Source organism: Mycolicibacterium agri (genome assembly GCF_002553505.1).
GTDB lineage: Bacteria > Actinomycetota > Actinomycetes > Mycobacteriales > Mycobacteriaceae > Mycobacterium > Mycobacterium agri.
Genome location: NZ_PDCP01000016.1, coordinates 1 through 13,498 on the forward strand (window position 1 = coordinate 1; position 13,498 = coordinate 13,498).

Genomic DNA, 13,498 nt, shown 5'->3' on the forward strand with positions numbered 1-13,498 from the left:
TTCTGGGTGTAGATCTCGGCCGCCTCACCGCGTTTCTTGGACTCTCGGGACAACACCTTGATGACCTCGGCATCGGTCAGTTCCCGCGACTGCTTGCCGGACACTTCCTCGGTACGGATCGCCGACAAGAGCATCCGCAGGGTGGCCGTGCGCAACCGGTCCTGCGATTTCATCGCGGCGGTCAGGTCCGCCCGCAGCCGGTCTTTGAGTTCCGCCATGGCCTCGACGCTACCGCCGCCGACCGCGTCAGCCGGCGACAAATCGTGCGTCGACCGCCGCCGACACCTTGATCTCGTCGGGCGCCAGTTCGACATCCGGCGCAGAGCCGGGAGCCGCCATCAGATCCATTTCGGCCGAGCGGCCGCGCGCCATCCCCGAGCCGAGCATCCCGGCGTCGGCGATCGCGACGGGCCGCACGGCGCCGAGGTCCAGGGCGTCGGCGTACTGCTGGGCGCGTCGCGCCGCGTCCTGCACAGCCTCCGTGCGGACCTGCCGAAGCAGCTCTTTCCTGCGGTCATCGGTGAGCGTCCACTCCACCCGCCCAACCCCGAAACCCTCTGTCTCGTTGGTGTGTTGGGCAACCCAGCGCGACAAGGCGGTGAAGTCGCGGAATCTGACGTCGACGCGGACCTGCGCGTGATAGACGAGCGGAAGCTGCTTGCCGTCCTGATTCCACGGCCTGCTCGACCACGTCCGCAGATCCTGCGCCGACCACCAGGTGACCGGGCCGTCGTCGGTATGAAGCGCGATGACCGACTCTTTCACCGCGGCCAAGTCCCGCGCCGTCCGGTCGTAGACGGGCTGCATCGACGGTCCCTCATAGGAGATGGTGGCGTGGACGGTGCCACGTTCGGGCGCGTGGCGCACAGAAGACGTGCCCTGCACGGTGATCTCGGTCGGCATGCGGTCACCGTAGCCGTGGCCGCCGACGTCGCGCGGCGCGCCGCGTCCGTCACGTTGTCAATTTGCTCGGTGATCGACAGGATGGTGGCCATGAGCAACCCGGGGTACCCGCCGCCGTATCCCGGTGATTCCCAATCCGGTTACCAGGGCTACCCGCCGCCCGGTTACCAGGGCTATCCGCCGCCGGGCTATCCGAACTATCCCGGTTATGCGGGCTATCCGGGCTATCCGCCGCCGGGCTATCCGCCGCCGGGCTATCCGCCGCCCGGCTATCAGGGTTACCCGGGTTACCCCGGCTACGGCGCACCGAGCGCAGGGCAGTGGGGCCCACAGGCGCTCAAACCGGGAGTCATCCCGCTGCGCCCGCTGACGATGACCGACATCCTCAACGGCGCGTTCGCCTACATTCGGGCCAACCCGAAGGCCACCCTGGGGCTGACGACCATCGTCGTGGTGATCGCGCAACTCGTCGTGCTGCTTTTGGAGATCGGTCCGCTGGCCGCGACCGGCGAGTGGGGAGTGTTGCGCGGCGAGGAGGCGTCGAGCGCAGCGGCGCTGGGGTCGTCGGCGTCCGGTATCGCCGGATTCGTCACCACGCTGCTGTCGTCCATCGTGCTGAGCGGCATGCTCACGGTCATCGTCGGACGGGCCGTGTTCGGTGCGGGCATCACCATCGGGGAGGCGTGGGAGCGAGTCCGCGGCCGGTTGCTGCCCCTGATCGGCTACACGCTTCTGTGGCTGCTGGCGGTGGCCATCCCGGTCTTCGTCGTCGTATTCGTCGTCGCGCTGGCGGCGGAGTTGAGCGGCGTGGTGGCGTTCATCCTGGCGATTCCACTGGGCCTCGGGTTGGTCGCGTTGCTGGTGTACCTGTGGACGGTGCTCAGTTTCGCGCCGCCGCTGATCGTGCTGGAACGACTCGGTGTCTTCCCGTCGATCGCGCGTTCGGTACGGCTGGTGCGGGGCGACTTCTGGCGAGTGTTCGGGATCCGGCTGCTGGCCACGATCGTCGCTGGCGTCGTCGCGTTCGCGGTGAGCATTCCGTTCAGCCTGACCGGCCAGATCCTGTTGTTCGGCTCCGAGTCGACGCCGATGATCCTGTTCGCGCTCGTGCTCGTCGCCGTGGGCGGGGCCATCGGCCAGATCATCACCGCCCCCTTCTCCGCGGGCGCGGTGGTTCTGCTATACACCGACCGACGAATCCGCGCCGAGGCGTTCGACCTCGTCCTGCAGACCGGTGCGGCGAGCGCGCCGCCTGGAGCACCACCGGGTTCGACCGACCACCTGTGGCTCACCCGACAAACCTGACGTGCCTGCAATAGACATCGACCGTGACGCCGCCCACGAGGCGGCACAGCGCGAGCTCGCCAAGCCGATCTATCCGAAAGAGTCGCTGACCGAACGCATCTCGGACTGGCTGAACGACTTGATCTATCGCATCGTCCAGGAGGGTTCGTCAGTGCCCGGCGGATGGTTCACCGTCAGCGTGCTGGCCATCATTCTGGCCGTCGCGATCGTGGTGGCCGTGCGGGTCGCTCGGCGTGCCATGCGCACCAACCGCGGCGGCGAGCCCGTGCTGTTCGACTCGCACGACCTGACCGCCGCGCAGCACCGCGCGACGGCCGAACAGTATGCGGTACAGGGGAACTGGGCGGCCGCCATCCGTCACCGTCTCAGAGCGATCGCCCGCCAGCTCGAGGAGAACGGAGTGCTCGACCCCGTTCCTGGCCGCACCGCGACCGAGTTGGCGACCGACGCCGGGGCCGCACTTCCCGACCTGGCGGCCGACTTGATGCGCGCTGCAACCGCTTTCAACGACGTCACCTACGGCGAGCGTCCCGGCACCGAGGCGGCCTACCGGATGATCGCCGAACTCGACGGGCATCTGCGTTCGCGCACGGCCGCGTCGGCCGCTGTTGCCGCACCTGCCGCCGCCGCGGACACCTGGACGGCGGTCCGATGACCGAAACCGCGGTCAATCCCACTGTGCGGCAACGCCTGCGGGCCAGTCGCTGGGTGCTCATGGTGCTGGTAGTGGTGATCGCCGTCGCGACATTGACCGCCGTCTTCACGGCTCCGCGGCCGGGTGGCCGGATGGACCCCGAGGCAACCTCTTCCGAGGGCGCGCACGCGTTGGTCGCCCTGCTACGCGACCACGGCGTCGACGTCGTCGTCGCCGACGACATCGCCGCGGTGGAACGGGCGGCCACCCCCGACAGCCTGGTGATGACGGTGCAGACGATTCACCTCGTCAGCGAGGATGTGTTGCGCCGCCTTGCGGCGGTTCCCGGCGACAGGCTCATCGTCGAGCCGGTTTCGCGCACCCGCGAGATCCTGGCGCCGGAGATCCGTCGTGACGACGGGGGCAGCGTCGGCGGCTCTCCCGATTGCGATCTGCGCGAAGCCACCAGAGCCGGCGATGTGCAGTTCGGCGGGAGCGACACCTACGTCGCCTCCGGCGATGTGCCCGTGACGCGGTGCTACGAAGGCGCGCTGGTGCGCTACACCGACGCGGGCCGCACGGTGACCGTCGTCGGCAGCAGCGATTTCATGACCAACTCGGGTCTGTTGAAGGAGGGCAACGCCGCGCTGGCGATGAACCTCGCCGGAGCCAAACCGAGGCTCATCTGGTACGCCCCGCAACAGCGCGAGGGCGAAACAACCGGTGGCGCATCGATTTTCGATCTCATCCCCGATCAGGTCGTCTGGATCGTCATTCAGCTGGGCTTGGTCGTGCTGCTGGTCGCGCTGGCCAAGGGGCGACGCATCGGACCGCTTGTCGCAGAGCGGCTGCCCGTGGTGGTGCGCGCCTCGGAAACCGTCGAGGGCCGTGGGCGCCTCTACCGCTCGCGCCGCGCGAGCGACCGGGCCGCCGACGCGCTGCGGACCGCCACGCTGCAGCGCACCGTGCCCCGACTCGGACTCGGCGCAGACGCCAGCCCGGCGGCCGTCGTGCAAACCGTGGTCGAACGCACCGGCCGGGACCCGCGCGCCGTCTGGCACGTGCTGTACGGTCCGCCACCGAGCACCGACACCGACCTCGTTAACCTTGCCCACGCGCTCGACGACATCGAAAGGCAGGTCGCCCAGTCGTGACTCAGCCCGCCACATCGACAACCGACCAGAACGCGGCGCGCAATGCGCTGCTGGCGCTGCGCACAGAGATCGCCAAGGTGGTCGTCGGCCAGGACGCGGTGGTCAGCGGCCTGGTGATCGCGCTGCTGTGCCGAGGCCACGTGCTGCTCGAAGGCGTGCCCGGGGTCGCCAAGACGCTTCTGGTGCGGACGCTGGCCGCGGCGCTGCAGCTGGATTTCAAGCGGGTGCAGTTCACCCCGGACCTGATGCCGGGCGACGTCACCGGGTCGTTGGTTTATGACGCGCGCACCGCGGAGTTCGAGTTTCACGCGGGCCCCGTCTTCACCAACCTGCTGCTGGCCGACGAGATCAACCGGACCCCGCCGAAGACGCAGGCCGCCCTGCTGGAGGCGATGGAGGAACGTCAGGTCAGCGTCGAAGGTGAGCCGCGGCCGTTGCCAGACCCTTTCATCGTCGCGGCGACGCAGAACCCGATCGAGTACGAGGGCACCTATCAGCTCCCCGAAGCGCAGCTCGACCGGTTCCTGCTGAAGCTCAATGTGCCGCTGCCGCCGCGCGATCAAGAGATCGCCATACTCAGCAGGCACGCCCGCGGCTTCGATCCGCGCGACCTGTCCACCGTGCAAGCCGTCGCCGGTCCCGCCGAACTGGCCGCGGGGCGGGCGGCCGTGCGCGAAGTTCTGGTGGCCGACGAGGTGTTGGCCTACATCGTCGACATCGTCGGCGCGACAAGGCATTCGCCTGCGCTGCAGCTGGGCGTCTCGCCGCGCGGCGCGACGGCGCTGCTGGCCACCGCGCGGTCGTGGGCGTGGCTGTCGGGCCGCAACTACGTCACGCCCGACGACGTCAAGGCGATGGCGCGGCCGACGCTGAGACACCGAGTTGCGCTGCGACCGGAGGCCGAGCTCGAGGGCGCCACCCCCGACGGTGTGCTCGACGGCATCCTGGCCGCGGTGCCGGTGCCCCGATAGTGGTTCTCACCGGCCGCACCGGCCTGGTCGCGCTGATCTGCGTGCTGCCGATCGCGGTATCGCCTTGGCCGGCAACCGCATTCCTGGTGCTGTTCGCGGCATTGGTGAGCGCGGTCGCTGTCGACGTGTCGCTGGCCGCCAGCACGCGCCGATTACGGTTCACGCGGTTCGGCGACACGGCCGCACGCCTCGGCCAACCGGTGGCCGCGAAGTTGATGATCGACAACGTCGGATCCCGCCCGTTCCGCGGCCAGATCCGCGACGCGTGGTCGCCAAGCGCCCGCGCCGAACCTCGCGTTCATTCGGTGAATGTGCCTGCGGGAGCACGCATTCAACTCGACACCCGATTGCGTCCGGTGCGTCGCGGCGATCAGGAGTCGGCGTTTGTGACGGCGCGGTCGATCGGGCCGCTGGGTCTCGCGGGCCGACAGACCTCACACCGGGTGCCGTGGCGGATCCGTGTGCTGCCGCCGTTTCTGTCTCGCAAGCATCTGCCGTCGCGGCTGGCCAGGCTGCGTGAGCTGGAGGGCGCGGTGCCGGTGCTCATCCGCGGGCAGGGCACCGAATTCGACTCGCTGCGTGAGTATGTCATCGGCGACGACGTCCGCTCCATCGACTGGCGGGCCACCGCGAGGCGCGGCGACGTGGTAGTGCGCACCTGGCGGCCCGAACGCGACCGCCGCGTAGTCATCGTGCTGGACACCGGACGCACCTCGGCGGGCCGCGTCGGCGTCGACCCGACGCGGTCGGACCCGGGCGGCTGGCCGCGGCTGGACTGGTCAATGGATGCCGCACTGCTGTTGGCGGCGTTGGCATCCCGCGCTGGCGACCACGTCGACTTCCTCGCCCACGACAGGGTCACGCGGGCCAGCGTGTTCAACGCCTCACGCACGGAACTGCTGGCGCAGTTGGTCAACGCGATGGCCCCGCTGGAGCCTGCGCTCGTCGAGTCGGACGCCACCGCGATGGTGGCGGCGGTGCAGCGGCGCGTTCGCCGGCGCGCGCTTGTCGTGCTGATGACCGACCTGAACGCCTCGGCGCTGGACGAGGGATTGATGACGGTGTTGCCGCAGCTGTCGGCCAAGCATCAGGTGCTGCTTGCCGCGGTCAGCGACCCCCGTGTGGACCAGCTCGCGGCGGGACGCGCCGATGCCGCACAGGTGTATGACGCCGCCGCCGCCGAACGCGCCCGCAACGACCGGCGGACGATCGCGTCGCGGCCGCGCGGCCACGGCGTCGACGTCGTCGACGCGCCACCCGAGGAGTTGGCGCCCGCGCTGGCCGATCACTACCTGGCGATGAAGGCCACCGGACGGCTGTGAGGTCACCCGCTCTGAGTCAACTGGTCGGCACGACGTCAGGCGCCTCGTCGATATCGCCGGTTTCCTTAGCCGCCACCGCCTTACGGCCGAAGTGGATGACGTAGCCGAGGAACGCCACCTCGGCCAGCACACCGATGCCGACCCGCGCGAACGTCGGCAACGGCGACGGGGTGACGAGGGCCTCGATCAGCCCGGCCACCGCCAGCACCGCGACCAGCCCGATCGCGACCGACACCACTGCTCTGCCCTTCTCGGCCAGCACCTGCCCGCGGGGCCGGTCACCTGGCGCGACCACTGACCATCCCAACTGCATGCCGACCGCTCCGGCCAGGAACACCGCCGTCAGCTCGATAAGGCCGTGCGGGGTGAGCAGACCCAGCAGGATGTCGCCCTTGCCCGCGTCGAACATCAGGCCGGCGATGACACCGAGGTTGGCGGCGTTCTGGAACAACAGGTACGGGATCGGAATGCCCAGCAGCAGCGCGAACGCAATGCACCGGGCGGCCACCCACGCATTGTTCGTCCACACCTGCAACGCGAACGACCCGGCCGGATGCTCGCTGTAGTAGTCGGCGAAGTCATGGTTCACCAATTGCTCGATCTCGCTTGGTGTTCCGACGGTGGCCTGCACTTCAGGGTTGCCCGCGACCCACATCGCGATGATGATCGTGACCGCAAGGAATCCGATCGCGGTGCCTGCCCACCACCGCCACGCGCGGTAGGCGACGACCGGGAACGACACCGTCCAGAACCGGACGAACTCGCTCCACAGCGGCGCGTGCGCGCCGGTCACCGCCGAGCGGGCCCGGGCCACCAGCGACGACAACCGGCCGACCAGCACCGAGTCGCCCGACGCCGACCGCACCATCGACAGGTGCGTCGACACCCGCTGATACAGCTCGACCAGCTCGTCGACCTCGGCGCCCGTCAGCTGCCGACGCCGCTTGACCAGCTCTTCGAGCCGGTTCCACGTCTGGCGATGGGCGAGCACGAACGCGTCGACATCCACCCGACCGATCCTAGTTTCGATCCGATGCGGCGTTCGCTGCCGCGGCTAATACGCGCGTTTCACGCGCAATTCGAAGTACTTCAGGGCGATGGTCGGGATCAACGCGATCACCGTGATCAACAGCACCTCGCCGAGGATGTTGGCCATCCTGACCTGGGTCACGTTGCGCAGCAGCTCGAAGCCGAGCCCGGTGGTTCCGGAGAACATCTCGGCCAGGATGAGCCCGACGAACGTCAGCCCGAAGCTGACCCGCATCGAGGTGAGCAGCGTCGGCACGAGCTGCGGCAAGACGATCTTGCGCAGCAAGGCCGGGTAGCTCATCTGCAGGCTCGCCGCCAGCTTCAGATGAAGCCGGTTCACGCTCGCACTGCCCTCGAGCATGATCAGAAACATCGGGAGCAGCCCCTGGAAGAACGCGAACGAGACCTGGCTGAGCGCTCCGAGACCGAGGAACAGCAGAAAGATCGGGTAGAGCACGATCTTCGGGATGCTGTTGAGCGAGAAGAGCAACGGCGACAGCGTCCGGCTCCAGAATGCGCTCAGCCCGACCAGCACGCCGAGCACGCCGCCGACGGCCACCACCAACGCATAAGCGATCGCGAGGTTGCACACCGTCGAGCCGACACTCTCACGAAAACCGCTGTCGGCGAGCTCTTTGCCGAGCGTCGACACCGACTCGACCGGTGTGGGAAAGACCGCGCTGTCGAGCAGGATGGCAGCTATCCACCACGCCGCGACAAGCAGGACCAGAAGTACGACGGGCGGGAGGAGCCGATGCGTCGACCGCGGCGCCGTGGCCGTGGGCGAGGTTGCCGATTCCTTTCCAATTGCAGTCATCGCCGCCTCCAATCGAGCCGGTTCAGTGCCGCCGAGATCCCCAGGTTCGCGACGAGAGCGAGCACCCCGACGATCAGGATCGCGGCGTACATGTCGGCGACCGCGAAACTGTCATACGCGTATGCGATGAAGTTGCCGAGACCGTCCGAAGCCAGAATGAATTCCATTGCCAGCGTCGCGATTACCGAGTACGCCATACACAGCTTGACACCCGCGGCGATGTCGGGCATGGCCGACGGCATCAGCACCAGCCGAAACGACTGCCACCGGCTGAGTTTCAGCGATCGCTCCAGCTTGGTGACCACCTCCGGCACCGAGTCGAAGCCGGCCAGGGCGTTCAGGATGACGACGACGATGCTGAATGTCGAGGCGAGCAGCACGATCGGCCAGACGCCGACTCCGAACAGCACCACGAGGATCGGGTAGACCGCGAACGTCGGTACCGCATAGAAGACGCTCAAATACGGCTCGAGCGCGGCGCGGACGACGGCGCTGCGCCACATCAGATAAGCGACGGCCACGCCGAGCACCGACGCCGTGACAAAGCTGACCACGACGACGCCCACGCTGCGCAACAGGTCGTTCACCACGAACTCGGGGTCGGCGAGCAGTTCACCGGCCTGCACGATCATCTCGGTGACCGGTACGAGAGACAACCGCGGAACCACTCCCGACTGCGCGAGCACCTCGATGCCGCCGAAGAAGGCGACGATCAGGATCAGTCGCCACACGCCTGCGGGCATCGCCAACGCGCGCGTCGCCGGCGGCCGGACATAACCGGGCACCGCCGAACGCGTCGATCTGGCAGCCTTGGCCGGTGCGACGGTCGCGGTTGCCGCGCCGCTCATCGCACCGTCGCTTCCATGGCCTTGCCTGCCTCGTCCTTGAGCTGAGCCCAGATCCCCTCCGTGAGCGCGGCCATCCTCGGCGAGGCGAGCGTGTGCTCATCGCGCGGCCGCGGCAGATCGACGTGAATCTCGTCCAATACCGTGCCCGGGCGCGCGCTCATCACCAGCACGCGATCCGACAGCAGCACCGCCTCCTGAATGCTGTGGGTGATGACCAGCACCCCGCAGGACAACTCCTCGACCACGCGCATCAACTCGAACGACATCAGCAGCCGTGTCTGCTCGTCGAGCGCGCCGAACGGCTCGTCCGCAAGGATCAGGTCCGGATCCATCGACAGGCAGCGCGCGATCGCGACGCGTTGACGCATCCCGCCGGACAGCTGCGACGGATAGTGGTCTTCGAAGCCGCTGAGCCCCACGGTGCGGATGAGTTCGTCGGCACGCTTTCTGCGTTCGGCCTTCGGCACCGCCCGCACCTCGAGCGCGAAGGCGACGTTGTCGCGCACCGTTCGCCAGGGCAGCGTCGCGGACTCCTGGAACGCGATCGCCGTCCGGTCACGCGGACCGCGCAGCGGCTCACCCGCCACGGAGATGCGACCCTCAGCCGGGTCTTGAAGTCCCGCAACCAATTCCAGCAGCGTCGACTTTCCGCACCCGCTCGGACCGACGATGGACACGAACTCACCGGCCTGGATCGTCAGATCGATCGGGCCGAGCGCGTGCAGTTCGCCGAACCGCTGAACGCAACCGGATACGTCGACGATCTGCTTTACAGACATCTGCTCGGCCATCGTCATCTCCGCGGTTGTTTGCATCGTCGCACTCCTTTGTGGACAGACATGTCAGCAGTTCTCGGCGGCCTTGGTGGAAGCACCTTCGGGGAGGTACTGCGGATCGAACAGCTCGCACAGGTCGACTTTCGAGGCGTCCTTGCCGACGAGCTGGAAACCCTTCAGCGCGTTGGCGATGGCCTCGGCGTTGAAGCCGACGCCCCAGTAATTGGATCGCAGATAATCTTCGACGATCTGCTCTGCGACCGCGTTGTCTTCCTTGGTGTGCCTGGCCCAGATGGCCGCAGCCTGCTCGGGATTGTCCTTGGTCCACTGGACAGCTTCGTCGTAGCCCGCGGTGATCGCCTTGATCACATTCGGATGGTCTTCGGCGTACTCGGGCGTCGTCGTCATCACCGTCTGCTGGAAGTTCGGAATCACTTCCTTGGCCGAGACCACCAGCTTGTAGGCGTCCTTGTTCTTCAACGCTTCGGCGATCGGCACGACGGCCGCATCCACGTCGCCGCCCTCAAGTAGTGCAAGGCCCTCGCCGAGACCGCCTGCCGCCGTGCGCTCGACGGTGTTGGGGTCGACCCCCTCGGCGTCGGGCAACAGGTAGGTCAGCTGCTGTGTGACCGAGCCTTCCCTGGTGAACGACCAGGTTTTGACGTCCGCGACGGTGTTGACCGCGTTGTTGTTGGCCAGTGTGTAGAAGTCGTTGCCCGCCAACGACTGCACGGCACCGCCGACGATGACGAGGTCGGCGCCGCTGGACTTGGCGTCCACCACCGCCGGGAAGCTGGTGTCGGCGATCGGGAGGTCGCCTGAGAGCTGGTTCTGGATCGTCGATGCGCCGCCCTTGCCCGGCACGATCTGGCCGACCTCGACCCCGCGCTTCTTGAAGAAACCTTGATCGATTGCGACGAGCCAGGGAACCGAGAACGGCTCGGTGTCGTGTGTGACCGTGATGTCGATCTTGACCGGGTCGTCGGGATTGGCGTCCTTGGATTCGCTTCCCGAGCACCCGGCAAGCAGCCCGATCACGGCGGCGGAAGCCAGAGTGGCAAAAACGCTTCGCGTGGTTGACATTTCGATGCTCCTAATCGGTACTACCCGGTCGCAGATACCCGTCCTCCTCGAGTCGTTGCAGCAAGCCACCGCGCTGCAGGATCTCGATGAGGAACGGTGGGTACGGCTTCGACTCGAGGAACGCCCCGGTCGAACGGTTCTTTACGGTCGCGTTGACGACGTCGACGGTCAGCTCGTCACCCTCGGTGACCGCGGAGGAAATCCCCGGTACCGCGAGAATCGGCAGCCCGTAATTGATGCAGTTGCGCAAGAACAGCGAGTTGAAGTTCTCGGCGAGCAGACAGCCGACGCCGAGCTCACGAAACAGCAGCGCGACCGGGCGGCTCGAGCCGAGTCCGAAGTTCACGCCGCCGACCACGATGTCGCCGGCCTGCACCAACTCGGGCCAGCCCTTGCGCGAGGCGTTGAACATCTCATGCGCGGCGTCTGCAATCGGCAGCCGCATGGCATATCCGGGGAACATGTCGTCAGTGGTGACCTGGTCGCCGAACACCCACGACCGACCTGACAACACGAGTTCGTTTGTCGCTGTAGGCATCAGACACCTCCAGGTGCGGTGATGTGTCCGGCGATCGCGGACGTCGCGACGGTCGCCGGCGAGGCCATGTAGATCTCTGCGTCCGGACTTCCCATGCGGCCTCTGAAATTTCGTGTGCTGGCGGTCACGCAGACTTCGCCCGGACCGAGCACACCCATGTGGTATCCGAAGCAGGCGCCGCATGTCGGGTTCGTGACAACGCCGCCGGCGGAGATGATCGAAGTGACGTAACCCTCCGATACGGCGTCGAGGTAGACCTGCTGCGAGGCAGGCGTGACGATCAGCCGGACACCACTTTTCACCTTCTGCCCGTCGAGGATGCTGGCCGCGACCCGCAGGTCCTCGAGCTGGCCGTTGGCGCAGGAGCCGATGAACGCCTGATGGATCGGCTTCTCCCCCAACGCGCGCACCGGCAGCGAGTTGTTGATCACTGTGCCCGGCTTCGAGACCATCGGTTCCAGCGAGGACAGGTCGACCGTCCGGCGTTCCGCGTACTCCGCGTCGTCATCGCCGTTGCAGGGATGTGCCTCTCCCGCTTTGGCCCCGAGCGATTCCAGGCATACCTCGTCTGCCGGGAATACCGAGAAGTCGGCCCCGACCTCCGCGCCCTGCGCGGCGATCGTTCGGCGGTCCGACATCGGCACACTGGACAGGCCCGGCCCGCCGTACTCGATGGCGTGATCGGTCGCGTCACCGTATTCGCCTGCGATGTGCAGAAAGATGTCTTTGCCGTTGATGTGGTCCGGCTTCTGCCCGACCAGGTCATAGCGGATCGTCGGCGGAACCATGTGCCATGTCTTGCCGGTGCACACGATCTGCAGGACCTCCGCCGGGCCGAGGCCGCGCGCGGCGACGTTCAACGCTCCCGCAGCGCACGTGTGCGAATCGGTGCACGCGAGGTTCTGCCCGGGCAGTGCAAGAGCCTGCTCGGCGATCACCTGGTGCACGATGCCGTGCCTGCCTATGTCGTAGAACCTGCTGACGCCGTGCGTCCGGGCGAAATCCCGTGCCCGCTCTCCCCCCGAGGCGTCGCGAATCGACGGCGCGGGAACGGCGTGGTCCATGACGACGGCCAGCTTGTCCGGGTCGTGCACCCGCAGGACGTGATGCAGGCGGTCATGCTGGAACTGCAGGTCGATCAGCACCGTCATGTCGACGTCGACGACGACGGTGTCGCCGGGCTTCGGTGCAGGGTTCTCCGACGCGCGCCCCAGCAGTTGCTCGATGATGGTCGACCCCATGTCAGACCCCTACGGTTCCCGCAGCGAAGCGCTTGCCGACCTCGTCCCAGTAGTCCAGGCCGACGGCACGGAAGAGTTCGTTCGGTCCCCACTGACGGCCCGTGTCGGTGTCTCCGCTTTGCAGGGTCGCCAGTGCGCTGTCGACGGCATCGGCCGCGGCGCCGAACGCGAGTCCGGGCGCGATCACGATCGAATAGCCCGCATTTTTCACCGAGTCCAGCGACACCGGCGGCGTCTTGCCGCGCGCCACCAGGTTGAAAAGGGTCGGCTTCGGAATCAGCCCGGGGATCGTGGCGATCTGTTCTTCGGTCTGCGGCGCCTCGATGAAGATGATGTCGGCGCCCGCCTCGACATACTTTCGGCCCCGCGCAACAGCGTCGTCGAAGCCGTGGGATGCGAGCGCGTCGGTGCGCGCGATCACCAGCATCCGATCGTCGGTGCGCGCTTCGACGACAGCTTCGATCTTTCGCTGAAAGTCTTCTGGTGCAATGACTTCCTTCGAATCCAGATGTCCGCACTTCTTGGGGAACATCTGGTCCTCCAGCTGGATCGCCGATACCCCGGCGCGCTCGTACAGCTGGACCGTCCGCACCGCATTGATGATGTCGCCGAACCCGGTGTCGGCATCGGCGATGAGCGGGACGTCTCCGAGCACACCGGTCAGCAGCGCCACCCGGGCGGCCATCTCACTTTGGCTCGTCAGTCCGAGATCCGGCAGCCCCAGTGAGGCCGCGACGGCGGCACCGGACATGTAGGCCGCGTTGAAGTTCCGGCGCTTCGCGAGGGCCGCGGTCAGACCGTCGTACACGCCTGGCGCCACCGTGAGCGTGCCGGACGCGATCTGGTCATTGAGTTTGCGACGAGCTTCCACCGATAT

The 13,498-nt window shown here is 67.2% G+C and carries 15 protein-coding genes; 5 read left to right on the forward strand and 10 right to left on the reverse strand.

Annotated elements, in window-relative coordinates; all coding sequences use genetic code 11:
* Together CQY20_RS10945 and CQY20_RS10950 are read right to left on the reverse strand one after the other, a co-directional pair.
* On the reverse strand, positions 1–218 hold a 218-nt coding region (locus CQY20_RS10945), incomplete at its 3' end, for a GatB/YqeY domain-containing protein (protein ID WP_165789251.1).
* A gap of 28 nt (positions 219–246) precedes the next feature.
* Positions 247–903, reverse strand: a complete 657-nt coding sequence (locus tag CQY20_RS10950) for an SIMPL domain-containing protein (protein WP_097940113.1) — start codon at positions 901–903, stop codon at positions 247–249.
* Between the two features lie 81 nt (positions 904–984).
* Here CQY20_RS10950 and CQY20_RS10955 point away from each other — a divergent pair, with 81 nt between their 5' ends.
* The 5 genes from CQY20_RS10955 to CQY20_RS10975 are packed head-to-tail and all read left to right on the forward strand — an operon-like array spanning position 985 to position 6,289.
* Positions 985–2,208, forward strand: coding sequence for a DUF7847 domain-containing protein (locus CQY20_RS10955; protein WP_371871119.1), 1,224 nt, complete (start codon positions 985–987; stop codon positions 2,206–2,208).
* 1 nt (position 2,209) lies between these two features.
* A complete protein-coding gene (locus CQY20_RS10960) occupies positions 2,210–2,863 on the forward strand; it encodes a DUF4129 domain-containing protein (protein ID WP_097940114.1) in 654 nt (217 codons plus the stop codon).
* Positions 2,860–3,996, forward strand: coding sequence for a DUF4350 domain-containing protein (locus CQY20_RS10965; protein ID WP_097940115.1), 1,137 nt, complete (start codon positions 2,860–2,862; stop codon positions 3,994–3,996). The genes CQY20_RS10960 and CQY20_RS10965 overlap by 4 nt, the downstream gene beginning before the upstream one ends.
* Positions 3,993–4,967, forward strand: a complete 975-nt coding sequence (locus CQY20_RS10970; RefSeq protein WP_097940116.1) for an AAA family ATPase — start codon at positions 3,993–3,995, stop codon at positions 4,965–4,967. Before CQY20_RS10965 ends, CQY20_RS10970 begins: the two co-directional genes overlap by 4 nt.
* A complete protein-coding gene (locus tag CQY20_RS10975) occupies positions 4,967–6,289 on the forward strand; it encodes a DUF58 domain-containing protein (RefSeq protein ID WP_097940117.1) in 1,323 nt (440 codons plus the stop codon). The genes CQY20_RS10970 and CQY20_RS10975 overlap by 1 nt, the downstream gene beginning before the upstream one ends.
* A 16-nt stretch (positions 6,290–6,305) precedes the next feature.
* Here CQY20_RS10975 and CQY20_RS10980 read toward each other — a convergent pair whose 3' ends face one another.
* The 8 genes from CQY20_RS10980 to CQY20_RS11015 are packed head-to-tail and all read right to left on the reverse strand — an operon-like array spanning position 6,306 to position 13,492.
* On the reverse strand, positions 6,306–7,298 hold the full coding sequence (locus tag CQY20_RS10980; protein ID WP_097940118.1) for a stage II sporulation protein M: 993 nt from the start codon (positions 7,296–7,298) through the stop codon (positions 6,306–6,308).
* 45 nt (positions 7,299–7,343) lie between these two features.
* Positions 7,344–8,135 carry an ABC transporter permease gene (locus CQY20_RS10985; protein ID WP_097940119.1) on the reverse strand — a complete coding sequence of 264 codons (792 nt, stop codon included), beginning with the start codon at positions 8,133–8,135 and terminating at the stop codon, positions 7,344–7,346.
* Positions 8,132–8,983: an ABC transporter permease gene (locus CQY20_RS10990; RefSeq protein WP_097940120.1), complete on the reverse strand. Its 852-nt coding sequence runs from the start codon at positions 8,981–8,983 to the stop codon at positions 8,132–8,134. The genes CQY20_RS10985 and CQY20_RS10990 overlap by 4 nt, the downstream gene beginning before the upstream one ends.
* The gene (locus tag CQY20_RS10995) at positions 8,980–9,774 is read right to left on the reverse strand and encodes an ABC transporter ATP-binding protein (RefSeq protein WP_097940206.1); all 795 of its coding nucleotides are present in this window, start codon (positions 9,772–9,774) and stop codon (positions 8,980–8,982) included. The genes CQY20_RS10990 and CQY20_RS10995 overlap by 4 nt, the downstream gene beginning before the upstream one ends.
* Before the next feature lie 51 nt (positions 9,775–9,825).
* Positions 9,826–10,842 carry an ABC transporter substrate-binding protein gene (locus CQY20_RS11000; RefSeq protein WP_097940121.1) on the reverse strand — a complete coding sequence of 339 codons (1,017 nt, stop codon included), beginning with the start codon at positions 10,840–10,842 and terminating at the stop codon, positions 9,826–9,828.
* A 10-nt stretch (positions 10,843–10,852) separates the two neighbouring features.
* On the reverse strand, positions 10,853–11,380 hold the full coding sequence (locus tag CQY20_RS11005) for a LeuD/DmdB family oxidoreductase small subunit (RefSeq protein ID WP_097940122.1): 528 nt from the start codon (positions 11,378–11,380) through the stop codon (positions 10,853–10,855).
* Positions 11,380–12,621, reverse strand: coding sequence for a 3-isopropylmalate dehydratase large subunit (locus CQY20_RS11010; RefSeq protein WP_097940123.1), 1,242 nt, complete (start codon positions 12,619–12,621; stop codon positions 11,380–11,382). Before CQY20_RS11010 ends, CQY20_RS11005 begins: the two co-directional genes overlap by 1 nt.
* Before the next feature lies 1 nt (position 12,622).
* Positions 12,623–13,492, reverse strand: coding sequence for an isocitrate lyase/PEP mutase family protein (locus CQY20_RS11015; protein WP_097940124.1), 870 nt, complete (start codon positions 13,490–13,492; stop codon positions 12,623–12,625).
* Positions 13,493–13,498 lie beyond the last annotated feature (6 nt).